Raw genomic sequence first — 25631 nt, 5'->3', positions numbered from 1 at the left:
TCAACCGATCCGTCTAACTCATTGATAATAATGGTGCCGGAGGAGGGAATCGAACCCTCATGGTACCAAGTACCGGGGGATTTTGAGTCCCCTGCGTCTACCAATTTCACCACTCCGGCACACGCGGAAAAATATTTTGAATCGGATGATATGTCAAGGGTTATCTCCCAGGCTATCGCCGCCGCGGGAAGACATTGAAATATTTTGTTCTTGACGCGGATGTATAATTTGATAATATCTATCCAGTTGGGGTTGTAGCTCAGCTGGGAGAGCACTTGTCTGGCAGACAAGAGGTCACGGGTTCGATCCCCGTCAACTCCACTTTTTTTATATTCGGCATCGATGCCAACGCAAGCTGGAATGTCGAAATCAGATCGAGGATGCGTGAAAGCCATGGAAGATACCACTAGCCCCGGGGCACTTTGCATCTTTGAAGACGACCGCTACCTCAATTTATTCCCACTCTCACTGAATAAACCGGTTTTTGAACTTATGATAGGGACAAGTCCCATCTGGGAAAGGATATCGGGAGAGGTTATCTCCGAGCGCTTGAATCTGATCTGCAGGCCCTATCTGGAGGACACCCTGAACGAGACGCTCAAGGCGAGATTTCCCGAACGGGAGATACGGGTAAACAGTATAGATGAGGGAAAGATCCTCTTTATAAACGGAAGACTGCTTGCTTACGAGGATGAACTCGAACTCCTCAGGGGAGAACTGGAAGACGACACTGTTATAGATAAGAACGGTATTCCGGTAATCGCCTCATTCGAGGGCGATAAGGCTTCCTCGTTTTTAAAATTCCTTAAGGACCCGATCGAGGACGGCGAAGTCGAAAAGGTATTTGAAAAACTCAATGAGCTGAAGAAGGAAAAGGAAGACAAGGACCTGCCTGGAATCGAAGAGCAGATGGAACTGAAAGAAGCCGGACTGGCTGCCTGGGTAAAAGCGAACGGGGCGAAAAGGAAAAAGACCGGGTTGAAGCTGATTTCGTTCTACTGGCAGTTTATCGCGGAGAACAGCCAGTGTCTCCTTGATGATTTTCAGAAATTTCCGATGCGTGGAGCTGCCCCTGAATCCGAGCTTTTTAAAGGGGTAAATCTTATAAATGAGGATGATATAGTCATAGGAGCGGGAGTTGAAGTAAGGTCCGGCGCCGTACTCGATGCTACAAAAGGACCTGTCATGATCGCTGATGGAGTCAAGATCGAACCGAACGCGATAATCGAGGGCCCGTGCTATATAGGCGAAGGAACGATTATCAGGGGTGGAGCAAGGGTAGGCAAGGGGAGTTCCATAGGGACCCAGTGCAGGATCGGTGGAGAGGTTGGCGAGTCGATAATATCTTCCTATACTAACAAACAACACGAAGGGTTTCTGGGGCATTCCTACATCGGTTCATGGGTCAATATTGGTGCGGGAGCGTGTAACAGTGACCTGAAAAATAATTACGGAAAGATAAGGACATGGAGTTCGGGCAGGATCAGGGAGACCGGAAGGAGATTTCTCGGGTTGATCGCCGGAGACCACACGAAGATAGCGATCAACACCAGAGTCAACACGGGATCTGTCGTCGGTTTCTGCGCGAACGTTCTTGCGATAGGGTTCCTCCCTAAATTCACTCCAAGTTTCACATGGAGCAGCGAACCCGAATTCGAACCATATTCGCTGGACAAGGCTGTAAAAACTGCGGAAATAATGATGGATAGAAGAAATATTGAATTAACAACGGCTGGAGCGGAACTTTTCAAGATTCTGAACAGATTCTGCCGGCAGGCTGGATTCAACGCCTGATTCCTCCGCGAGTGATGAAGACAGTTATAATCGGAGAAAAACTCAATAGCAGCAACAGAAAGATCAGGGATATCTTCGAGTCGAGAGACGAGGACTCTCTTCTTCTGTCGGCCGGCGGGCAACTCGGCGGGGGAGCGGATTATATCGATATTAACAGTTCGATGCTGATGGAAGGTGAAAAGGAAGCTCTTTTCTGGGCGGGGGACGCGATACTCGAAAGGTATGATACGAAGCTCTCGATCGACAGTCCGAATCTGGCGCTTCTTACCGAGGCGGCTGAAAGATACGGTGAAAGATCGATCATCAATTCCCTTACCTGTGATGACGATATACTGGCTCAGGCCCTCCCTGTGTTACGCGCGTCGGGCTCATCATTTATCCTTCTTATGAAAAACCGGAAAGGGATCCCTTCGGATGCAGAGGGCAGGATATCACTCGCACGGATGGCCCTTAAGATGATCGAGAAGATGGATATCCCAGATAATCGGGTAATGCTTGATCCGGTCTTTACGCCGGTCGCTACCGGGCTTGCCGGGAGTTCAGTCACCCTTGCGACACTCGAAAAACTCTCGATCGAGCTGCCTTCTTTCGGGAGGGTAGGAGGATTATCCAATATATCTTATGGACTTCCGATGCGCAGGCTCCTGAACAGGACCTTCCTGGCGATGGCTGTCGCAAAGGGCATTACAGCTTTGATATGCGATCCCACAGATAAAAAGCTTATGGGAATACTGAAAAGCGCTGAGGCGATCGCGGGATCCGACAAGGGATGCAGGGAATATCTTCGATATTACAGGGCAAGCAAAGAGTGATCTCTTCGTTGCAACAAATCGGGAAGCAGTTCATTTTGCGGATGAATAGCGATCCCGACATTCGATCCGAAGCTGACGCGATCATATAACCCCATTATACATATGAAGTTAAAAAGGCATGCCATTCGATCCTGAAATGGCATAACTCTTGAACTTGCAGGAAACTGCACGCGGAAAGTTCCCTGCGGGTCCGTGGATTGTCCTTGATGTGTTTCTCATCCTCACGTGTTGCAGATTATCACATTAAAGGGTACACGTTCTCCGGCGGGGAACTTTACTTTTTCATCTGTTCCCGCCAGGGCCTCACCAAGATCGCCTGATCATGGCATAAAAATAAAATTACGATTTAGTAATTTTTCTTTTGACAACAAGTTGCCCCTGTGATAGAAGATATAACAAGGTGGAAGGTAGATGTCTTTCCATGTTGTCGGCTCGATTGTGGGACATTCGTTTCTATGAGGGAGAAACAAAATGACTAAGGCAGATCTTGTCGAGGAAATAGCAAAGGATACAGGGCTAAGCAAAAAGGACACTAGCGTCGTCGTTAATCTTATAATAGAAAATGTCTGTAAAGCCCTGGCTGAGGGTGACAAGGTGGAACTGCGGGGTTTTGGCAGTTTCAAGGTCAAAAGCCGTAACCCGAGAAAAGCAAGGAATCCGCGTACCGGCTCGTCCGTGGATGTCCCGGCCAAGCTTGTCCCGTTTTTCAAGGCTTCAAATGAGTTGAAGGTCAGGGTCAACGGATAGGCTCGAAAGGAAAATGAAACAGTTTTTCATGTAAAATCCGTTTGCAATTTGTGAACGGATTTTTATATTAGGATAACTAAGATCCCGATATTGGCCGTTTAATGGATTGGATGCAATATGCCAAGTGGTAAGAAGAGAAAAAGAAAGAAAATAGCCACTCATAAGAGGAAGAAAAGACTTCGCAAGGATCGTCATAAGAAAAAGAAACGCTAGGCGAATAAACGGAGTGCAGTGATGTATTCCGCAGATTCTTTTCTTTTTTAGAGTTGAAATGCTCCATGATCGATCAGGAACCAAAAAGTCAGGGTTATCTGAATGAGTGTCAAAGACAGAAGGAAAGCGCCGCGCGTCGATATTGACCTTCCGGTCGTAATCGAAGGGTCAGAGGGCGAAGTCAGCGGCAGAACGCTGAATATCAGTTCCAATGGCGTCTATTTCGAGATACCTCATTATATGGAACTGATGACGAGAGTTCGCATGGGGCTTGCTATTCCTGCCGCGGGAGACGACGGGAAAGGGGAGAGTATCGTTTCGTTCGATGGCGTCGTCGTGCGTATCGAACCGGAAAATGAGGCTCCTCAGCCTGTGAAATACAGGATCGCCGTCTTTTTCACCGCTATCCCTGAATCATCGAGAGATATACTGGCAACATATATCAACAGGACTCTGAAATGACCTCCCGCTAGTGGTTCTCACTCAAAAATACGAATTCCGTAAAGCTTTCCCGGATTCATCCGAATAACTGTACGTCTTCGAAATGTTCAGTTAAATCGGGTGGAGCGAGTTGGAAGTAATATTTTTATATAACAGGCTTCTGGATATCTGCGGCAGACAGCTCAGAGCACTGAAAGAGAAGAACTACGATCTTATGGAAAACCTCACTGCCGAACGTGAAACTCTTACGGCGCAGATATGTTCAATACTCGACCTGCAGGATGAAGGTTTGACCGACAGCCTGTTTCAGAGCAAGGCAAGGGAAATAACGCATCAGATTTTCGATATAGATGAAGAGATCAAAGATATCCTGCTTGAGGAACTCTTCACAAGGACAGAAGAACTCTCCCGCATAAAGCTCGTCGAATGATATCGATCGCGCGAAACCACTTATCATTCAATGCCTTTTGACTTGAAATATAGAATATCCTGTGCGTATAATTGCCACCGAAAACGTACTTTCCTCATTTAAGGATGTGGTTTTGGCGGAAAAAGGCACAGTACTCATCGTCGATGATGAAAAATCGGTCCTGGAAATACTCGAGCAATTCCTCACGGAAAGGGGATACGAGACCTTTTCGGCCGGATCGGGCGCTGAAGCGCTGGAACTGCTGTCGGAAAAAGGATTCGATGTCGCCCTTATCGATTTGAAACTTCCCGATCTTGACGGGCTTGAACTGATCGCCCGGATCAAGAAGGATCATTTTGAGACCAGATGCATAATCATGACGGGGTTCGCCTCTCTCGATTCGACGATTGAAGCTCTCAGGCTCAATACCTTCGATTATCTGCTCAAGCCTTTCGATCTGGTTAAGATCGCTGAAGTAGTGGACGCCGCCTACGGCAATCTTCTCATGATAAGGGAAAACGCCAGCATTATAAAAAAACTCGAGACCGCGAATAAAAAACTGGAAGAAAGCAAAAGCGAACTCGGGAAAAGAATTCTGAGAACTAACGAAGAACTGGCCGAAGCCAACGAGGCGTTAAAAAAACATGTAACGCGCCTGAAAATGATCTACCAGATGGGAAGGGATATAAGTTCCAACGAGGACTGGAGCGATTCGCTCGACAGGTTCCTTATGGCTCTCTGCAGGTATCTCGATGCCGAAGGCACGGCCCTACTGATGTTCAGCAATTCCGGGAAGACCCTGAAGGTCAGGACTTCCTACGGTATAGAGACTGATCTGCTTTCCGAGGTCGAAGGGGTTCTGCTCGACGCCCAGGATCGGGATATGATTCAGCCCGAGATATTCTCCCTGGACGGATGCAGGGAGGGCAATGTGACGACCTGCCTGGGAATGAGATCTCCCTGGAACGATACGGTCGTTCCTCTAATTTACAAGGGACGCTGGGTAGGGTTTCTGCTGATCAAGAAAGCATACGCGACAAGGCAGGCCTATCTCAACGATTATCATTTCATCAATACGATCCAGACGATCCTTTCTGAAGAAGTAGCTAACGCTATCACGATCAGCAGATTGAGAGACCTGACCCACTTCAACGAGACGATACTTGACAATATCAACAGCGGAGTGATCAAGACGGACAAGACGGGAAAGGTGGTATTCAAGAACGCGAGGGCTAAAGAGCTGATGGGAAAGATCCGCGATAAAGAATGCTGCTTCGACGATCTCTTCAGGAACCCCTTCGGTAGCGAAAGCCTTTTCGAATACCTGGTGAAGGATGACAACAAGAGTTCCTCGATGGAAGCCCATTTTCAAATCGAAGGAAGAGAACCTGTCCCGGTGAGGCTTAACTCGACAAAAGTGATCGATGATTATCACGGTACGGCGATCGTATCTGTCTTTGAGGACCTTACCGTACAGAAATTGATGGAGGAAGAACTGAGAAGATCTGACAGGCTCAGGTCGCTTGGAGAACTCTCGGCCGGAGTCGCCCATGAGATACGAAATCCCCTGACCGGAATAGCGACGACGGCACAGGTGCTGAAAGAACAGCTGCAGGGTGAAACGAGCAAGATAAAATATCTCACCGTGATCCTTGATGAGATAAAAAGACTGGATGATATTATCAAGAACCTTCTTCATTTCGCAAGGCCTGATATACCGAGGCCGGCGGAACAATCGATATGCGATCTTGTCGATGACGCGATGATGCTGGTCTCCGACCAGGCGAAAGAGAGAAGGGTCGAGACCAGATTCGAAAGAGGCCTGGATGACGATATTTGTTTCATTGACGCGAACCAGATCAAACAGGTCATGCTTAATATCATGATGAACGGGATCCAGGCATGCGGCGAAGGGGGATATCTAACAGTTTCCCTTAAGGAATCTGATGACCCGGTATTCATTCGAATGGAGATATCCGATTCAGGAAAAGGAATACCGGAGGATATAGCCGATAAACTTTATAACCCTTTTTTCACGACAAGGTCAGAAGGGACAGGATTGGGACTCGCTATAAGTAGAAAGATAATAGAGAGCCATGGAGGCAGGATATTTCATCAGAATGGAGAAGAGACGGGAACTGTCTTTATCGTGGAGATCCCGCGCAGGCTGATGTCCGCGGCGGGACCGTACAAAGCAGAGAGGGTCTCCTGAAAGGGTAAAAGATGCCAGGTAGAATACTGATCGTCGATGATGAGAAAGCTATAAGATGGTCGCTCGGAGAAGCGCTTAAAAACCAGGGATATGAAGTGTCAGAAGCTGATAATGGCGAGAAGGGTATCGACCTTTTCAGGGAAGAACCGGCAGATCTCGTGATCCTTGACCTTAAGTTGCCCGATACTGACGGGATAGAGGTACTCAAGAAGCTGCGGGAAGAAGATGAAGAGATCCCCGTAATAATGATGACGGCGTACGGAGAGGTGGAGACGGCGGTCGAAGCGATCAAGAATGGCGCCTATGATTTCCTTCTGAAGCCGTTTCAGCTTGAAAAGATGAAAATAGCGATAAGGCATGCCCTCGAGAACAGGCGGCTCCGGGAAGAGCTCGACGGGATCAAGAAAAAAGAGAAGGAAGAGTATAATTTTAATAATTTTCTAGGGACAAGCAAGGTGATGAGATCTGTATTCGAGACGGTGATAAAGATTGGAGAAAGCAGGGCAAGCACGATCCTGATACAGGGAGAGAGCGGAACGGGGAAGGAACTTGTCGCCAGGGCGATACATGAAAGCAGTAAAGGCGAAGGTATGCCTTTCCTGGAGATAAACTGCGCCGCTCTTCCCGAATCTCTTCTTGAGAGCGAGCTTTTCGGCCACGAAAAGGGGGCATTTACTGACGCCAAAACGAGGAAAAAGGGACTTTTCGAGCTCGCCGAAGGAGGAACGATATTTCTCGACGAGATAGGTGAAATGGGTATCACTCTTCAAAGCAGGCTGCTCAGGGTCCTGGAAAACAAGACTTTCAGAAGAGTCGGCGGCGTCAAGGACATGAAGGTGAACACGAGGATAATCGCCGCCACGAACAGGGACCTTCTCAAGGCTATTCAGGCTGGAGATTTCCGCAATGACCTCTACTACAGGTTGCAGGTCATCCCGATATACCTGCCCCCCCTCAGGGAGAGGAAAGAAGATATTGCCCTTTTAGCAAACCATTTTATCGAGGTCTTCAGCAAGGAGTTCAAGAAGAAGATCGACAAGATCAACCCGGAAGTCGAGGAACATCTGATGCGATACTCCTGGCCTGGTAACGTACGCGAACTGAAAAATGTGATCGAACGGGCGATATTGCTCGAAGCTGAAAAGGAGATCCTTCCCGAACATATCCCGTCGGAGATAATGGCGCTCGAAGAAGGTACCGATGGTCCAGGCCCGGAAGGTATAGACAGATTGTACCCGATAAGCATAAAAGATATGGAAAAGATTCTCATCTGCAAGACCCTTGATGAGACGGACGGGAACAAATCAAAAGCTGCCAGGATACTCGGAATAAGCAGGCAGACTTTGCGCGAAAAGACAAAGATGTACGGATACGATTGATATGCCCGCGGCGTCGAAGATGATCCTGAATAAAAACCATACCGACAGATGGATGATATTCTTTCATCCTGAGTCCCGGCAGGATATGCCAACGATCAGAAAAGTCCATCCCCTGAGGAAAATCACGGTGAAATCACTACGGAAACAGTCCTATAATTAATTATCAGACATCAAATTAGGAAAATATTGCCTGCCAGCAGTCCGAGAGATCCGGAAAAGGCATATTAATTGCCCTCTGCCGTTCATGGAAAGAGAGAAAAAATTTCCTCTTTCCATGTTTTTATCGGTGATCTGGAATCGTAAGGAGGGAAGCAACATGCCTTTAAGCTGTCAGGATGCGCAAACGGGGGGAATGGCAGAAATTACCATTCACAGCAAAGATCCCGGTGACAGCATCGATATAACCAGAGCTGGAAAGCTTGAAGATCTTGACAGGCTTCTTTCGCTGATGATCCATCAGATCAGGAACCATTGTATGAGCATCAAGGGGTATGCATCACTCCTGAACTATGAAGATGACGTAAGCACAAAGGGAAAAAAGTGGATCAGCAATATCAGCAGAGGAATAGGAAGCCTTGAAGGGTTTCTCAGCGTTTTCGAGACATACCGGATGGCAAAGAAATTCACACTTGAAAGACTTGATCTCAATCTGCTTGTCAGGAACGCCTGGAAGAGCGCTATTGAGATGTTCGGGATCGACATCATCGCTCCTGAACTCGAAATCAATATTATCGAGGGAACGGAGATCGATGGAGACAGGCATGATTTCAGGAAGATGATGCTTCACATTTTCAGGAACTCTATCGAATCGATGGATGGGACTGGAAGAGTAAAGGTCTTTGTCGGGCCGCAGGATCCGGAAAATGCGGGGAATAATGGATGGATCATAGAGATTCAGGATGATGGGTGCGGTATGGACCGCGGTGAAGTGATGAAGGCGGGAGAAATACTTTACAGCACCAAGACGTCGCATATCGGTTGCGGGCTCAATCTTGTAGCCGCGGTAGCGTCGAGAATGAATGCCATCGTCGAAGTACGCTCCGAAAAGGGTGTTGGAAGCCTGGTAAGAATAAAAGAAAAGTCAGTCATAACAGAATAACAAGGAAGTCGGGGGTTTTGGAAAATGGAAAAGAAGATTCTTGTGGTAGAAGATATGGACATGACGCGAGAGTTCCTGATTGACGTGCTCTCGGAGTACAAGGTGGACGCCGTATCGAACGTGAAATCGGCGTTGAAGCAGATCGAAAACACCGAGTACGACCTGGTAATTTCGGATGTAAGGCTTCCCGAGAAGGGTGAGGGAGTCGAATTGCTGAAGATCATCAAGAACCGCTGCCCTGATACTATCGTGATAATCATGACGGGGTTTGGATCAGTCGAAGAAGCGACGGAATCCATACGGCTCGGAGCGTATGATTATATTCAGAAACCGTTCACCATCGACGAACTGAACATAAAGATCAAGAACGCCTTCAATTTTTCTTCAATGAGAACGGAAAACAGGGATCTCAAGAGGAAACTCGACAATAAACCCTCCGGCGGTGGGATAATCGGGAAATCGGAGAAACTCGAAAAGATACTCGACACGGTCGACATGATAGCCGATACAAGAGCGACAGTGTTGATAACGGGAGAAAACGGGACGGGTAAGGAACTGGTCGCGCGAAGGATCCATTCGATGAGCGGCCGTAAGGACAAACCTTTTGTAAAGATAAATTGCGCCGCCATTCCGGAAGGTACTCTCGAAAGCGAACTGTTCGGACATGAAAAAGGCTCATTTACATCGGCGCATAAGGTGCATCCGGGAAAGTTCGAACAGGCAGACACAGGAACGCTGCTTCTCGATGAGATCGGGGAAATCCCGCCACATATCCAGGCGAAACTTTTGCGAGTCCTCCAGGAAAGAGAGATCGACAGGGTAGGCGGGAAGCAGTCGATACCTGTAAACGTGAGGATCATCTCCACGACAAATAAAAACCTGCTGACCGAGATAAGGGAGAAAAGGTTCCGGGAAGATCTTTATTACAGGCTGAACGTGGTGAATATCGAAGTTCCCCCCTTGCGCGAACGAAGAGATGACATAGCTCTTCTTGCTGAACATTTCATCCGGATATATTGCGCGGAAAACGACAAGGAAATTAAAAAAATGAGCAAGGGAGCTCTCAAGAAGCTTGAGAATTGTCCATGGCGGGGAAATATCCGCGAACTTGAGAACTGGATCGAAAGAGCAGTCATACTATGTCAGGAAGATATGATCAATGAGGACTCATTCATGTTCAACAACAGCAACTCTATCGAGACTTCAAAAGTCGAGGCGATACTGAAAAGCTGCACGATTGCCGCAGCTGAACGTCTAATGATAGAGGAAAGATTGAAAAAATTCAGCAGCAACAGGACAAGAGCGGCTATGGAACTCGGAATCAGTGTCAGAACCCTTAGGAATAAACTGAAATTGTACAAGGAAGAGGATTCATTTGAGACTGCAATTTCAGTTTAGTCACGGGGAATTATTTTCCTGATGATCCGAATTAAATCGGGACACATCCAGAAACGACGGCTTAATATGTTGCGGTGTAACGTGTTATGAATGGCTATCTGTGGCATGGATCATGCAAACGGGCACAAGTATGAAATTGAATACGGCAAAGAAAGATAAAAGTGTAGATCGCTCAGAGCTCTGGGAGACCTACAGGGACAATAAAAGCGAGAAAGCGAGAGAGACTCTGATAATAGAGTATCTCCACCTTGTCAAATACGCCGTCGGCAGGGTCTCGGTAAGCCTTCCGAACTATATCGAGATCGACGATCTTTTTTCGGCGGGGCTGCTCGGATTGATCCAGGCGGTTGAAAAATTCGATACGGAAAGGTGCGTCAAGTTCGAGACATACGCTATTCCCAGGATAAGAGGAGCGATGCTTGATGAACTGAGGGCGCAGGACTGGTTTCCAAGGTCGATAAGGCACAAGGCGAAATTGCTTGAGACGGTCCTTGCCGATCTGGAGATGAAACTCGGAAGAACGGCGAGCGATACCGACGTCGCCGGATATCTGAAGATATCAATGGATGAATATTACAAGATGCTCGATGATGTCTCGCTTACCTGTCTCATCAGTCTTGATCAGGGAATAGCTTCGAATCACGAAGGCCTCTATTCTGTAGTGAAAAGCACCTTACCTCACGCCAACGCGATAAATCCATACGAGAGACTCGAGGAAAAGGAACTGTTCGGTATCGTAAGGGAGACTCTCGATCAGCTTCCCGAGAAGGAACGGATAGTCCTTACTCTTTATTACTATGAGGAATTGACTCTGAAGGAGATCGGCAGGGTGCTCGAAGTATCCGAATCGAGGATATGTCAGATCCACACGAAAGCGATGCTCAGGCTCAAGGGAAGGATCAGCAGGCTGATGAACGGAGTACCTGCCCAGGTGGCCAACAATCGAGCTGTTTCCCGCGATGAGGTGCCGCGGAAGATTCCGGTGGCAAAGCTGAAAAAAATGGGGGTCGGTAGTTGATAGATGTCCTCGTTGTAGACGATGAATCCGAAATTACTGAATTCATGACTGATCTGCTGGAACTTAACAGATGCAGGGTTTTTTCCGCTCTCAGGGGAGAGGATGCCATTGACCTTGCAAGAAAAAACAGTTTTGATATCGCCTTTATCGATATATGCCTTCCCGGCATTGATGGCGTAGAAACGATGACCAGCCTTATGGAGATCGTTCCTGACGCCAGATATATCCTCATGACGGGAGCCTGTTGCGAGGAGAGGATCGATGAAGGTATAAATGCCGGCGCGTTGAGATGCCTGATCAAACCTTTCCAGATCGACGATGTACTGGAATTCGTGGCAGGTAGCGGCGCGAATAACTGCCAGACGTGATATCCGCTCGATATTTTCCGGAATAAATGAAAAAAGCTTGGCATTACGGGATAATCGTATGTTGACAAGTTGATATGCAGAGGTGTAAATTGCTGTACAGGTGATGGTTATGAACCCGGAAATCTGGACGCTTGTAGACAATGAGGAAATAAAGGGATTGCTGCAGTCTCTGGCGATCGAGGAGGGACTGCGACTGATACACTGCGTTGATCTCTCCGCTGCCCTTAATTTTACGGAACCCGAAGGCGGGGTCATTCTCGCCATTGATTCTTCAGAAAAATACGAGAATTATCTTACCGTCCTGAGAAGATTCGACAAGAATTTCATAAACTACGAGGTCATCGTTTTCGGCAGGGAAAAAACCATCGACGAGATCGAGGCCGATATAGATTCAGGAGTCGATCTGTACATATCCCAACCACCGGAAAGTACCGAGGAATTCCTGCTGCGAGCTTCGCACCTGGTGGCTTTGAGAAGGATCAAAAGCAGTTCAGGGATGGTGGGAAGATCGAGGCCGCTGAACGAAGTAATAGAGACTGTCCTTCAGGTTGCTCCGACTGAAGTCTCCGTTCTTATAATGGGAGAGAGCGGTTCAGGCAAGGAATTGATCGCGAAGGCTCTTCATCTGAGGAGTAACAGGAGATCAAAGAACTTCGAAGCGATCAACTGCGGAGCGATGGCCGAGACTCTTCTGGAAAGCGAACTGTTTGGTCATGAAAAAGGTTCATTTACGGGAGCGATGGCTAAAAGGCAGGGTCTGTTCGAAAGGGCAGACAAGGGGACTCTGTTTCTCGACGAAGTCGGAGAGATGAGCCTTAGGATGCAGGTGAAGTTTCTCAGAGTGCTGGAGACGGGAGAATATTACAGGGTCGGCGGAAATGAGAGGCTTAATACCGATCTGAGAGTGATCGCGGCGACCAACAGGGAACTCGAATCGGACGTGGGATCGGGAGAATTCAGAAAAGACCTTTATTACAGGTTGAAGGTCGTGCAGATCACAATCCCTCCATTGAGGGCGAGGCAGGATGACATCGACCTTCTGGCGAGGCATTTTATAAAGATCTCGATGAAAAAGCATGGCAAAGAGATAAGGGGTATGGAAAAGGGGTGCGTGAAACTTCTTCAGAATTATACATGGCCCGGTAATATCCGTGAACTTGCCAATATTATGGATAATATGGTGGTCCTGAGCAGAACGGGGATGATCACCTACGCTGACCTTGGAAAAAGGCTTGATGAGAAAAGGCCAGCCCAGAGTTTCCCCGACCTTCCCATCCATGTTCAGAGGACAAGGGAAGAGATGGAAAGAGAGATCATACTCAACTCCCTTCTTTCGCTTCACACCGATGTAAAGGAGATCCTGGGCATCCTTAAAGACAATGGGGTCTCGGTAAGCGGCAGGCTGCGCAACTGGTATGAAGTCGAGGAAGCGGGAAGTGAAAAAGGAAAGGATCTCGACGAGATCGAAAAGGAAGCTATCAGGGAAGCGCTTATTCGATATAACGGCAACAGGAAGATGACTGCAAGACAGCTGGGGCTTTCGGAAAGGACTCTGTATCGCCGATTGAAGGAATACGGACTTGGATGATCTTCAGGTCAAATGGGATGAATGCATTTGTCCGTCAAGGATAAATCTGTTATAATCAACAGTAGAAGAAGATATGAAAAAAGCTTTATCAAACTTGTCTCGAAGCGTCAGATGCGTGAACCCCCTGGGAAAACGGAGTAATTGATGAAAAGGACAACAGTGATCGCATGCGCGTTGCTTTTTGTATTTTCAGCCGGAGCCAGGGCGGACAAGTATGCCGGAGAATTCATGGCTCTTGGGGGAGGGGCAAGGGCAATGGCGATGGGTGGAGCTTTTACCTCGATAGCTGATGACGCAACGGCGGTTTTCTGGAATCCAGCGGGTATAGCCGGATTCAGTTCCCTTATGATGACGCCGAACGACTACACGATGTCATTCATGCATTCGGAAAGATTCGGAAGCATAATCGATTATAACTTTTTTTCAGCAGTCTTTCCTTTAAAGGCAGGCGAATCTTCCTGGGGTGTGAGCGTGATCCACATGGGGATCGATGATATCAGGATCATTCCGATCGAGGGGATGATAGGGAACTCTGACGGAGACGATCGTTTCGAACCATGGCTTGGCGAAAACCTGACTCGCAACTATGCCGATTTTCCCCTGGAAAGCGTCAATGATTTCGCTTTCTTTCTCTCTTATGGACAGAAGATGAGTTTCGGCGATATTGGAGGTTCGGTAAAGATCATCAGAAACGACCAGGTCACCGGTGTCTCGAGTTTTGGTATAGGGGTCGATCTGGGGATCATCAAGAGGGATCTGTGGAGAAACCTTTCGGTGGGAGCAAAATTACAGGACGCGACAGGGACTTATATAAGCTGGAGTACGGGAAAAAGAGAATTTATATATCCGGCCCTCAAGGTCGGAATGGGATATCCGATCCATCTTCAGGGAATGGGAAGCGTTCTGCTGTTTTCCGTCGATGGTGATTTCAGGTATGAGAACATGAAAGGCGTATCCCAGTTCTGGATCGGCAGGGCAAGTGCCGATTTCCATCTTGGGGGAGAACTGATGATAAGGGACCTTGTCTCGCTTCGCGGCGGATATGATATGGGAAGGCCTACAGCGGGAATCGGCGTACTGCTTAATGATTTCGGCCCATGGAATATTTCGATGGGGATAGACTACGCCCTTCTTCTTCATGACTGGCTCGATACGACTCATCGAGTATCGCTTATGATTGCTCACTGATCAGGATCCCTGCCGGTTTAATGTGATAACACGAGGTGGTTTTTGAAGACCCTGACAATGATCCTTGCGGGAGGTACCGGAAGAGAACTTTCCGCTCTGACAAGGCATCGCGCGAAAACGGCAGTTCCCTTCGGAGGAAAATACAGGATAATCGATTTTTGCCTGAGCAACTGCGTTCACGCGGGACTCACAGACATCGCGATCCTCGCGCAATACAGCCCAAAATCGCTGATCGAACATATAAGGATGGGTAAACCTTGGGACCTTGACAGAAAAACTGGCGGCGTCTACATCCTGCAGCCGGTCTACCAGGGTGAGAAATCAAAATGGTATCTTGGAACCGCCGATGCCCTTTATCAGAATATCGACCTGATACGAAATTCAGGATCTGAAAACACCGTTGTCCTCTCCGGGGACCAGGTATACGCGATGGACTATAGCGAACTGATCGATTACCACCGCGGCATGGACAAGCCCGTGACGATAGCCTGCAGCAAGGTCAAGGCGGTACAGAGGAGCAGGTTTGGAATGGTCCGGATCTCACAGGAAGGGATGGTGACGGAGTTCAGGGAAAAACCGCGATCATCTACCTTCCAGTTCGCGTCGATGGGGATCTACGTATTCAAGACAGATTATCTTCTGGAGATGCTTGACAGCAGCAGGGTCGATATTGTCTTTGATATTGTCATACCGGAGATCGCGAAAAATAACGTGGCAGGTTTCCGCTATTCCGGTTACTGGGAGGATATAGGCTCAATTCCCAGCTATTACAGGGCATCGTTGAGGTTACTGAAAGATTCATCGATCATCACGGACAGGAAATGGCCGGTATACACGAGGGGAGAGGGCCTTCAACCAGCCAGGATATCAGAAAGCTCCTCAGTCGAAGATTCGATAATCGGAGGAGGATGCGTGATAAGGGGAAAAGTGAGCGGATCTGTTCTTTTCCCCGGAGCGATAATTGAACCCGGCGCCGTAGTGGAAGACAGTATCGTTTTCTCCTTCGCACGGATCGGGTCCGGATCAAGAATCCAAAAGGCGATATTAGACAAGGAAGTGAGGATCTCGCAGGATGTGAGGATCGGTCCGGATCTGAAGGGCAACATATCCGATATTGAAAATATCTCGGATAATGACAGTGGAATCAGGACAAGAGGAATAACCGTTCTCGGCAAGGGGACCAGGATCGGTCCGGGATGCGAGCTCCCCGGTGGATCGGTGATAGAGCCAGGCTCGAAAGCGAGTATCAGATAATGGGAAGAATGGCAGCATTCATTCTGGCTGGCGGCGCGGGAACGAGGTTAAGCCTCCTGACCGGATACAGGGCAAAACCGGCAGTGCCATTCGCCGGGCGTTACAGGATAATAGATTTTACTCTTACCAATTGCGTAAGATCAGAGATATCTCTGGTCCACGTCCTGACTCAATACAGCTCGCGCTCTCTGAACAGGCATCTGGGGATCGGCAAACCATGGGACCTCGACAGGCTGAACGGCGGACTGCATATTCTTCATCCAAGGCTGGGATTTGAAGGAGCCGACTGGTATAAAGGTACTGCCGACGCGATATATCAGAATATACCAGTCCTGAAAAAACTGACCGAAGAGTATATCCTTATCCTCTCCGGTGATCATGTATATAATATGGATTACAGGGAATTTCTTGATTTTCACGTTGAGAGCGGCCGTCCCGCGTCACTTGCCGTTGTAGAAGTACCGAGTGAGCTTACCGTCGAATTCGGTATCGCTACCGTGGACAGGAGGGGTAAAGTCACGAGTTTCAGGGAAAAACCGAAAACCTCAAGATCCAACCTCGCTTCGATGGGGATCTATATTTTCAGCCGGGAATACCTTATTTCGATCCTGAGAGAAATGAAAAAGGATCATGATGATCTCGATTTCGGAAAGCATATAATACCCAGGCTTGTAAGTGTCGGTGAGGTCTCAGCCTTCCGGTACGAAGACTTCTGGCTCGATATCGGTACGTTGAGGAGTTACTACAACGCGAGCCTTTCCCTACTCAGTGAAAGATCAAGATTGAAGCTTGAAGGGGAAAGGGGATCGGTGCTGACTGTCCCGTATGATGATCCACCTATAATGATGGCGAAGGAATGTTCGGTAAGGAGATCGCTGATATGCGATGGATGCGTCATAAAGGGATCAGTAACAAACTCCGTTCTCTCTCCACGCGTATCTATCGAGCGGGGAGCGTCGGTGGAAAATTCGATCATTCTTCACGATTGTGTGATAAAAAGCGGTGCCAGGGTAAAAGACGCTATCCTCGATGAATCATGCCTCATAGGAAAGGGAGCGCAGATCGGTTTCGGAGACAGCTCGGTTCCCAACGTCATGCAGCCGGGATATCTCGATTTCGGTATCACCCTTGTAGGGATGAATACCGAGATCCCGCCAGGGATAAGGATAGGCACCAACTGCCTGATCGCCGGAGGAAAAAAAGAAACGAGAATACAGGATATCGATATAGCAGACGGAGGAGTGGAGATATCCCCGGACCTTGGGATCTGATCATTCAGCCGGCAGCCACATCCTGATCTTTTCCCCCGGATACAGCCTGTCCTTGTTTATCATGTGATTCCACGAAAGAATATCGGAAAGACGGATCTTGTAGACATTGCAGATAGAAGAGAGTGTCTCTCCCCTTTTAACGATATGAATATGTTCTCTTTTTCCGTTCGTATCTGTCGTGTTGGCAGCAAAACTGTCAAACCCGGAATCAGGGTCGACATAGATGACGAGGTTATCGCCGGGGTGGATCATCGATCTGTACTGAAGGTTATTCCATCTTCTGATCCTGCTCAGCCCGACGTTGTATTTTTCAGCGATCTCACTGAGAGTATCCCTGTCTTTTACCGTATAGACGATCTTTGTCTTTCCGGCGGGAGGTTCATATCTTTTCATCCTGATCTTCGAAGGCAGATCTGGTGGATCCATATATTTTGGATCCGACGAGTCGGAGACGGCTGGATCGTCATCGCGCGTCGGTATCATCAGCATCTGTCCCACCCTGATTTTGTGGACATTCTCTATTCCGTTTATCCTTTTAAGCTCTTTCTGCGATATCTCGTATTTCGAAGCGATATATGAAAGTGTCTCCCCGCTTTTTATCTTGTGCCTCAACCAGGAGACCCTCTCTTCCGGAGGGATCGAATTTATCTTTTCAAGGACTCTGTCACCGGTTCCGGGAGGGACCTTGAGTTCAATAGTCATCCCTGGTGGAGTCGCCCAGCGTTTTAGCGCGGGGTTAAGATTCTTGATGGCGGTCAAAGTACTGCCGGCAGCTGAAGCTATGATCCTGAGATCGGTCGACCTGTCCAGGGTGATCATGTCAAACTCGAGGGGTGCCGATTGAGGCTTATCGAAACCGAAATTTTCAGGATTTCGTCCGATAGCCAGGGCGGCCATAAACTTCGGTACGAACCATTTTGTCTGGCTGGGTAACCTCAGTTGCCAGTAGTCGCGGGTCTTCTGGCTTGAGATCGCGTGCGCGACCCTGTATTCGCCAGAGTTGTAGGCCGCCAGAGCGAGCTGCCAGTTTCCGAACAGATTGTGAAGGTATTTGAGATAATGAGCAGCCGCGTAAGTAGAAGCGACGATATCTTTTCTCTCATCGATCCACCAGTTGATCCTCAGATTGAATAATCTTCCGGTTCCAGCCATAAACTGCCACGGGCCTGTCGCTTTTACATTCGATCTCGCGTCGAGATTAAGCCCGCTTTCGATAATCGCAAGGAAGAGCAGATCACGGGGCACTTCATTTTTTACAAGGATCGGCTCGATAATATCCCTGTATTTTTCCGAGCGATCGAGCCATTTTTTGTAATGTTTGCGTCCCTTTCCGGTGAAATATTTTATCCAGTGATCAGTCCTCCAGTTATAGACGATCTCGATTTCTTCCTCGACAACATGATTTTCTCCTATTGAATCAAAAGCGGATGAGATATGAGATTGCCACTCCCTGATATCATCTTCCTCTATTATCTTTTCCTTCAGGTAGTAAATTATTGTTTCCAGTGAATCGAGGTGGCTGCACAAGAACGGGACAGGCGATTCGGCTTTCATCGCGTCGATCTTATCCAGCAGAAAATCGCTCTGTATGACCGCGTTTTCAATATCGCCCAGATAATAGTAGGCGTTAGCCTCATCAAGTTGTTCGTGGAGAAGGATCAGGCGGGGGTAGAGAAGATACAGGTCTTCCCCTGTAAGAGCTGTTGGATAATCCGTAACCTGTATATTGTCAACATTTTTCGACCAGAAACAGCCCGAAAGCGTGATCACCGAGATTGAAATCAGTAAAAATATCGAAATTCTCATAATAGATTCCTCACCTTTATTGGGGAATATATCCAATATCCCGGTATTATTCAAGTAAAGGTCTTCGATATTCTTGGAAAAACGTCAGATTTAATGATATAATAAACAAAGGATACGTTAGCTAAAACATCAGTGCTTGCGAGTAGAATAATGCATCCTCGTTTTGAAAAAGATTATCAGTATCTTCTTGCCAGTCTTATCCCGAGGTATCTTCTGTCCTCGAACAGGATAGAAGGGATACTCGACGCCCTGACCAGCAATGACAGGTCAAAGATGATAAAGGAGGCTTTCCTCGCGATGGAAGAGCTTGTCCTTCTCGGTGATTTCTCGAGAGACAGGCCTCATCACGATAGCGGCAGAGTAACCCTGTCGTATATCCGGAAAGACGGGAAAGCAAGGTATACTCTTGAAATGGCTGAGACTGAATGGGTCTCGCTCGACGCGGTGGCCGAAAAACCGGAAAAGGGCATAGTCTCTTCAGTCTTTGAGGGTATAATATCCTCCATGTCACTTGATGAATCAGGCGGTACCCTCAGTGAACGGGTGGAAAGCCTTCTCGATATGGTAAAAGGCATAAGAAGCGATCTGAACGCCCGCATCGCCATATTCGATCAATCATCCAAATCAGGTCTCCGGGAAAGCGACAGTATCCGGCTGGTATCATGGAACAAACTGGTATCCGATTCACCGTACAGAAGAGCGGTGAATAATGGAAGGATACACACGGAAGTAAAAAAGGAGGAGATCACTCCTGAAAAGAACCTTTTCAAGACCGATCCCCAATCGATCTATATCGTACTGATCCCCCTCCAGAGGGGCGGAAGAAGATTCGGCCTGATGCAGCTGGATGTCCATGGAAGGGAATATCCCGGAAATGAAAGCCTGTATAACTGCTACCTCCTTGGCCGGAGTATAGTAAAATTGATCGAAAACAACAATCATCTTGAGGAAAGAGTCTCGATAGACAGGCTGACAGGAGTATATAACCGCAATTTCTATGAGTCGCAGCTCTCGCTCGAGATGGAAAGAGCGTCCCGAAACAGAAAATCACTCGGATTCCTTATCATGGATATTGATGATTTCAAGCGTTTCAACGATCTATACGGGCACGATATCGGAGACCGGGTATTGAAGACAGTCGCCACGACGGTTCGAGGGCATCTTAGAAAAATCGACCTTTTCTTCAGATTCGGCGGAGAAGAGTTTGTCGCCCTTCTTCCTGGCGCTGACATGGAAGCCGCGGAAAGGACCGCTGAAAGGATAAGGGAGGTCATCGAAAAGACGAGGATGAAGCTTGAAGACGGATCAGCCGTAAAGATAACTCTTTCGATAGGCGGTTGCGTATATCCCAGGGATGCCGAAAACGAGAAAGAACTCTTCAGGAAAGCCGATCAGATGCTTCTTGAAGCAAAGCAACTGGGTAAGAATATGATAAGGTTTTACAGGGGAGACACGGAAAGGGACTAGAAGAATCTTAAGAACAAAAAACTGTCTGGATATGGCCGGGGAGGATGAAGATGGTAAGGTGGTGGGCCGTATTTTTTATTGCCGGTATCTTTTTTTCCGGCAGCGCGTTATCAGCATTTTACTTTTCAGTTTTACTAGTAATCGATCAATTCAGGAAAAAGCCTTTTACAGATATCCTCTTTGCCATCGACGCGGCGGCGGGACCAGTCGGTATCAGGACGAGGCTCGCGAGAGATTTTATAATCATATCATCCACATCACTGATAGTCTTTTCAGCTTCTGATACCATATCGCTCTTTTCCGCCGCGGGGCATACGAGACCGGAAGAAACATTCAGGGCCGATAAAGTCATTGAGGCAGCGGGATCGAAAGATACCGATGGATGGTTGGAGAATGCCGGAACACTCAGCGGGATCGAGCGATCGATATCCCGCGCAAGAAAAATTTTAAGCGGAAGGATCGATCATCCTCACCTGGACACAAAAGCGAGGCAGTTGCTGAGAACCCTTCTTCTTGCTGAGAGAAGAGCTGTCGAATACAGTCTGCTGGAGGAATACCGGTTCATCGGGATATCGCATTTTCTCGCTTTGAGTGGACTGCATCTCGGTATCATCACGATCTCCTTCTCATTTATCCTGAGGATCTGTCTCAGGTCGAGGCCGGCCAGGGAAATTGCCCTTTTCACCGCTCTGGCCGCTTACGTTGTCCTTGCTGGCTGTCCGCATTCGCTTCTCAGAGCCTTCTCGCTGTTCGCTTCTTTCAGGATATTCAGATATTCAGGGATCAAATGCACTCTCGACGATGCCCTGATAACAGGGTCTTTTCTGCTTTTAACGGTAAAACCGGAATTGATACTGAGCACGGGATACCAGCTTTCCTTTATGGCCGTATCGGCTATAGCATTTATCGCTTTTCCGGCGCTGCAGATCACTGAAAGATATCTTCCCGCGGTAATGAAAAAGAACTGTATAAAATATCTGTTTTCGGCAGTGACGATCACGATTTCGATACAGATATTTACCCTTCCATTGATACTTGAATATTTCGGAAGAATCCCCTTGATATCCGTCGCGGCGAATCTTCTCCTAATCCTTCCCGTAACGGCAATATTGCACCTGGGGCTTCTTCTCATAATTCTGCCTCCGGCCCTTTCCCGGTATACGGTTGTGCCTCTGATCGGATACCTTTCCAGGATAATGACCGAGACGCCCTCTTTTCTATCCAGCGTTGGGCGCCACGCGATTATCAGAGGAAGCATCGAGCCCTCCACCTTTGCCGCGGGAGTGATTTTTCTGATCCTTTCATTGAAAAAGAGATCAGGCGGAAAAAAGGGGATCGTTATCCTCTCGATCTTCTCTTTCACTTTCTCTGTGGCAGCCGGAGCGATGGGAGGCAGGGCCATAAACCCGCTCTCATCATCCCATGGAGGATCCTCGCTGGTCAAAGCAGATGATGGAGTGATCGAGTGTTTCGGAGAAAAGAGGATGATCATCATTGAAAAAAAGATCACATTCCGCTCAGCCGAGCGCTATATGACAGATCTATGGAAAAGGGGGGTGCCGGCGATTGATATCGTAATATATACACCCGGATCACTGGCAGATCCGCGGGGATTGGATCTGCTTCTTCGCAGGATGAAGGTTCGGGAGATATTCTGCAGTCCATATTTGGAAGGGACGATCAGGCCTATGACGCGAAAGGGGTCGAAAGAAGACCTGAAGGTCTCCGCAGTCGATTCTTTCATTGTTCTAAGGGGGAATAACGCCATGATCGAGATAGCGCCGCCTTCTTTGTTTCCACTGAAAAAAGGAGAGAGGCTTTCAGTAGAGGATTCGGGGATATCGTTCAGCATTAAACAATAAAACCTTATAATATTATTTATGACAAGATATTAAAGTAATAACATAAACTATTATATTAAGCTGTTCTGAATGATACTCGCCGAATAATTAAAATATAGATTCTTGACTTGAAATGGAAGGCGGGATAATATGCAACTGTGTTTAACCGGCCAGCTGGCCTTTTTTTAAATTTATGACGTCCCGATCGCTTATTCCGCGGATGCCGAAGGTGGGAATATGGCTGAAAAATTGAAGATAGCAGTGATGGCATCGGGAAGAGGAAGCAATTTCGAAGCCCTGGCGACTTCATGCCAGTCACCGGATTTTCCAGCGGTGATAGCTCTGCTGATTGTGGACAATGCCGATGCCGGAGCTATGGCGATTGCTGAAAGGTTCGCAATCGACTCTGAAACTGTCAATTGCGGGAGTAGCAGGGGATCAATGAGCCGGGAAAGCAGCGAGACGATCTTCAGGCTCTGCGATGAACGTGGAGTTGGACTGATCTGCCTCGCGGGATTCATGAGGATCGTCAAGGGGAAGCTGCTAGATGAATACTCCGGCAGGATGCTCAATATCCATCCTTCGATATTGCCCAGTTTCAAAGGTCTCGATGGACAAAAGCAGGCGATCGAATATGGGGTTAAGGTAAGCGGCTGTACGGTCCATTTTGTCGACAAGGGTGTCGATACCGGACCTATAATTTTTCAGAAGACTGTTCCGGTACTTGAAAGCGATACAGGTGAATCCCTGAGCGAAAGGATCCTCGCGCAGGAACACTTAGCCTATTCGGAAGCGGTCAAAGCATTCGCTGAGGGCAGGATCAGAATCGATGGAAGGAAAGTGATAATCAAAGATGAATGACGAAAAATACAAAGGTAAAAAGGTGGAGTTCCACGAAATCGAGCCTGAATACAGGGGGAAAGTCCGTGATATATTCGATCTCGGCGACAGGCTTATCATAGTAGCATCGGACAGGATATCGGCGTACGACTCGATCCTGCCGACGCCGATCCCGGGAAAGGGAGCCGTGCTGAACATGATATCGGCGGCGTGGTTCGACTGGTTCAGGGACCTTCCAAACCACATGATATCAGTCGACGTGTCAGAATATCCTGATCCATTCAATCGATTCGAGAGTGAGCTCGGAGGCCGCTCGATGCTCGTGAAAAAAGCAAAAAGGATAGACCTCGAATGTATAGTGCGGGGATATATATCAGGTTCCGGCTGGAAGGAATATTCAGCTACAGGCGAGGTCTGCGGAATCAGGCTGCCTGATGGATTAAAGCTTTCAGAGAAGCTTCCCGAACCAATCTTTACCCCATCGACCAAAGCTGACTCAGGCCACGACGAGAATATCTCCATCGAAAAGGCCGCCGCGATAGTCGGAGAGGAAGCTGTCATCAAGCTTAAAGATTTAAGCCTCGATATCTACAAAAAGGCAAGCGCTTTCGCCGCCGAAAACGGGATAATAATCGCCGACACAAAATTTGAATTCGGATATGTAGGGAACCAGATCGTGATAATCGATGAAGTACTTACTCCCGATTCTTCGAGGTTCTGGCTGAAAGAAGAATATGAGCCCGGGAGGCAGCAGAGAAGCCTGGACAAGCAGTTCGTCAGGGACTGGCTCGACGAGAGCGGATGGGATCATGAACCGCCTGCTCCGGAACTGCCTGTCGATATAGTACAAAAGACTTCAGAACGTTACAAAATGGCTGTCAAGAATCTCTTTCCCGACATGAATATCGAAAGGTATTTCTAATGACCGGAAAAATCAGACGGGCACTGATCAGCGTTACCGACAAGACTGGAATCGAATCGTTCGCGAAGAGTCTGAGCGACAGGGGGATCGAAATAATCGCGTCGGGAGGAACTGCCGGGATCATCAGGAAAGCAGGTATAGATGTAGTTGGGGTCAGCGATCTGACGGGATTTCCCGAATGCATGGATGGCCGTGTCAAGACTCTTCATCCGAAGATCCACGGAGGGATCCTTGCCGACCGGGAAAAGGATGCACATCTCAGCCAGGCGAAGGAGCTTGAGATATCACTTATAGATCTCGTAGTGGTGAATCTCTACCGGTTCAGGGAGGCGGTTTCCGACCCCGCTCTTGGCGAAAAGGAGATCGTCGAACAGATCGACATAGGGGGACCTACGCTGATACGTTCGGCGGGAAAGAACTACCATTCAGTCGCGGTCGTCGTCGATCCGTCCGACTATGGTGAGATCCTCCGACAGCTTGATAAAAATGACGGCACCTTGCCTCTTGACCTGCGAAGAGGCCTCGCCTCGAAGGCTTTTCACCATACCGCTTCGTACGACGCGGCAATATCTGCATTCTTCGATGGTCTGGAACCTGAAGGGTCGCTTCCCGGGCAGATAACCTCCGTGTACACAAAGATAAACGATCTGAGGTATGGAGAGAATCCGCACCAGCCTGCCGGATTATATCTGTCGGACAACCCGAAGGGAGAGTTTCACCGCTTTGTCCAGCATCAGGGAAAGGAACTATCCTTTAACAACATCCAGGATATGTGGGCCGCCTTTCTGCTCAGCGTCGACCTTGGAATAAACTCCTGCGCCGTCCTGAAACATATGAATCCATGCGGCGCCGCCGTCTGCGATTCCGTTTACGAAAGTTTTATCAGGGCGAGAAAGACCGATCCCCTTTCAGCTTTTGGTTCGATCGTATCGGTCAACGGAGTTGTAGACGAAGATCTCGCTGCCGCGTCAAAAGACGGTTTTGTCGAAGTGATACTTGCCAAGGGGTTCACCGACAGCGCTCTTGAGGGATTGAAAAAGAAGAAAAACCTGCGTCTCATAACGGTTCCCGAGCCTGAGTGGGAGAGAGAAACCGGCGGATGGACAAGCCGGGAAGCGGGAGATATGTTGCTTGTCCAGAGAAGCGACTCTGGTTTTCCCGAACTCGATGACATGAAATACGTTACATCAAGAAAACCCACTGACAACGAGAAAAAGGCACTGATCCTCTCATGGAAGATAGTCAAGCACCTGAAATCCAACGGGATAGTTATCTGCGACAGGGAAGGGACTGTCGGGGTCGGCGCCGGGCAGATGAGCAGGATAGATTCGTGCAGGATCGCGGTTGACAAGGCCCGAAGGGAAGGGATGGAGATTGCGGGTACATCAGCCGGGTCGGACGCCTTTTTCCCCTTTCCGGATGGAGTAGAGCAGCTTGCCGAAGCGGGAGTGACATCGATCATTCAACCGGGTGGATCGATAAGGGATGATGAAGTGATCAAGGCTGCCGAGAAACTCGGTATAGCTATGGTCATTACCGGAAGAAGACATTTCAGACATTAGGA

General features: G+C 48.2%; 21 protein-coding genes and 2 tRNA genes. 21 read left to right on the top strand and 2 right to left on the bottom strand.

Annotation, left to right across the window (positions count from 1 at the left end; genetic code table 11):
• Window positions 1-31: 31 nt before the first annotated feature.
• Window positions 32-119: transfer RNA gene (locus JW814_00355), tRNA-Leu, on the bottom strand.
• A gap of 129 nt (window positions 120-248) precedes the next feature.
• Here JW814_00355 and JW814_00350 point away from each other — a divergent pair.
• The 16 genes from JW814_00350 (at window position 249) to JW814_00275 (ending at window position 17191) form a co-directional block, all read left to right on the top strand.
• Window positions 249-321: transfer RNA gene (locus tag JW814_00350), tRNA-Ala, on the top strand.
• A gap of 72 nt (window positions 322-393) precedes the next feature.
• Window positions 394-1794, top strand: coding sequence for a hypothetical protein (locus JW814_00345; GenBank protein MBN2069879.1), 1401 nt, complete (start codon window positions 394-396; stop codon window positions 1792-1794).
• Window positions 1795-1808: 14 nt separating this feature from the next.
• Window positions 1809-2606 carry a dihydropteroate synthase gene (locus tag JW814_00340; protein MBN2069878.1) on the top strand — a complete coding sequence of 266 codons (798 nt, stop codon included), beginning with the start codon at window positions 1809-1811 and terminating at the stop codon, window positions 2604-2606.
• A 471-nt stretch (window positions 2607-3077) separates the two neighbouring features.
• Entirely contained in the window at window positions 3078-3353 is a 276-nt protein-coding gene (locus JW814_00335; protein ID MBN2069877.1) for an integration host factor subunit beta, read from the top strand.
• Between the two features lie 315 nt (window positions 3354-3668).
• Window positions 3669-4028: a PilZ domain-containing protein gene (locus JW814_00330; protein ID MBN2069876.1), complete on the top strand. Its 360-nt coding sequence runs from the start codon at window positions 3669-3671 to the stop codon at window positions 4026-4028.
• Window positions 4029-4137: 109 nt separating this feature from the next.
• The gene (locus JW814_00325) at window positions 4138-4437 is read left to right on the top strand and encodes a hypothetical protein (GenBank protein ID MBN2069875.1); all 300 of its coding nucleotides are present in this window, start codon (window positions 4138-4140) and stop codon (window positions 4435-4437) included.
• 112 nt (window positions 4438-4549) lie between these two features.
• Window positions 4550-6628 (top strand): response regulator, encoded by a 2079-nt coding sequence (locus tag JW814_00320; GenBank protein MBN2069874.1) that lies wholly within the window; start codon window positions 4550-4552, stop codon window positions 6626-6628.
• 11 nt (window positions 6629-6639) lie between these two features.
• Window positions 6640-8007, top strand: a complete 1368-nt coding sequence (locus JW814_00315) for a sigma-54-dependent Fis family transcriptional regulator (protein ID MBN2069873.1) — start codon at window positions 6640-6642, stop codon at window positions 8005-8007.
• A gap of 316 nt (window positions 8008-8323) precedes the next feature.
• Complete coding sequence (locus JW814_00310; protein MBN2069872.1) at window positions 8324-9106, top strand: HAMP domain-containing histidine kinase; 783 nt, start codon at window positions 8324-8326, stop codon at window positions 9104-9106.
• A 24-nt stretch (window positions 9107-9130) separates the two neighbouring features.
• A complete protein-coding gene (locus tag JW814_00305) occupies window positions 9131-10504 on the top strand; it encodes a sigma-54-dependent Fis family transcriptional regulator (GenBank protein MBN2069871.1) in 1374 nt (457 codons plus the stop codon).
• A gap of 130 nt (window positions 10505-10634) precedes the next feature.
• Window positions 10635-11522 carry a FliA/WhiG family RNA polymerase sigma factor gene (locus tag JW814_00300; protein MBN2069870.1) on the top strand — a complete coding sequence of 296 codons (888 nt, stop codon included), beginning with the start codon at window positions 10635-10637 and terminating at the stop codon, window positions 11520-11522.
• Window positions 11519-11890, top strand: coding sequence for a response regulator (locus tag JW814_00295; protein ID MBN2069869.1), 372 nt, complete (start codon window positions 11519-11521; stop codon window positions 11888-11890). The genes JW814_00300 and JW814_00295 overlap by 4 nt, the downstream gene beginning before the upstream one ends.
• 109 nt (window positions 11891-11999) lie before the next feature.
• Window positions 12000-13478, top strand: coding sequence for a sigma-54-dependent Fis family transcriptional regulator (locus JW814_00290; GenBank protein ID MBN2069868.1), 1479 nt, complete (start codon window positions 12000-12002; stop codon window positions 13476-13478).
• A 144-nt stretch (window positions 13479-13622) separates the two neighbouring features.
• Window positions 13623-14666, top strand: a complete 1044-nt coding sequence (locus JW814_00285; GenBank protein ID MBN2069867.1) for a PorV/PorQ family protein — start codon at window positions 13623-13625, stop codon at window positions 14664-14666.
• Window positions 14667-14708: 42 nt separating this feature from the next.
• On the top strand, window positions 14709-15920 hold the full coding sequence (gene glgD / locus JW814_00280; protein ID MBN2069866.1) for a glucose-1-phosphate adenylyltransferase subunit GlgD: 1212 nt from the start codon (window positions 14709-14711) through the stop codon (window positions 15918-15920).
• Window positions 15863-17191, top strand: coding sequence for a glucose-1-phosphate adenylyltransferase (locus tag JW814_00275; GenBank protein MBN2069865.1), 1329 nt, complete (start codon window positions 15863-15865; stop codon window positions 17189-17191). Before glgD ends, JW814_00275 begins: the two co-directional genes overlap by 58 nt.
• On the opposite strand, the gene JW814_00270 is transcribed toward JW814_00275, so the two are convergent.
• Window positions 17192-18997: a LysM peptidoglycan-binding domain-containing protein gene (locus tag JW814_00270; GenBank protein ID MBN2069864.1), complete on the bottom strand. Its 1806-nt coding sequence runs from the start codon at window positions 18995-18997 to the stop codon at window positions 17192-17194.
• A gap of 150 nt (window positions 18998-19147) precedes the next feature.
• On the opposite strand from JW814_00270, the gene JW814_00265 reads away from it, so the two are divergent.
• The 5 genes from JW814_00265 (at window position 19148) to purH (ending at window position 25629) form a co-directional block, all read left to right on the top strand.
• Window positions 19148-20464 carry a GGDEF domain-containing protein gene (locus JW814_00265; protein MBN2069863.1) on the top strand — a complete coding sequence of 439 codons (1317 nt, stop codon included), beginning with the start codon at window positions 19148-19150 and terminating at the stop codon, window positions 20462-20464.
• Between the two features lie 50 nt (window positions 20465-20514).
• Window positions 20515-22326, top strand: coding sequence for a ComEC/Rec2 family competence protein (locus JW814_00260; GenBank protein MBN2069862.1), 1812 nt, complete (start codon window positions 20515-20517; stop codon window positions 22324-22326).
• A gap of 216 nt (window positions 22327-22542) precedes the next feature.
• Window positions 22543-23166: a phosphoribosylglycinamide formyltransferase gene (locus JW814_00255; protein ID MBN2069861.1), complete on the top strand. Its 624-nt coding sequence runs from the start codon at window positions 22543-22545 to the stop codon at window positions 23164-23166.
• Window positions 23159-24067, top strand: coding sequence for a phosphoribosylaminoimidazolesuccinocarboxamide synthase (locus tag JW814_00250; protein MBN2069860.1), 909 nt, complete (start codon window positions 23159-23161; stop codon window positions 24065-24067). Before JW814_00255 ends, JW814_00250 begins: the two co-directional genes overlap by 8 nt.
• Window positions 24067-25629 carry a bifunctional phosphoribosylaminoimidazolecarboxamide formyltransferase/IMP cyclohydrolase gene (gene purH / locus JW814_00245; protein ID MBN2069859.1) on the top strand — a complete coding sequence of 521 codons (1563 nt, stop codon included), beginning with the start codon at window positions 24067-24069 and terminating at the stop codon, window positions 25627-25629. The genes JW814_00250 and purH overlap by 1 nt, the downstream gene beginning before the upstream one ends.
• The last annotated feature ends 2 nt before the right edge of the window (window positions 25630-25631 follow it).

Source organism: Candidatus Krumholzibacteriota bacterium (assembly GCA_016932415.1).
Lineage (GTDB): Bacteria > Krumholzibacteriota > Krumholzibacteriia > Krumholzibacteriales > Krumholzibacteriaceae > Krumholzibacterium.
This window is presented reverse-complemented; position numbering and strand designations above follow the sequence as displayed.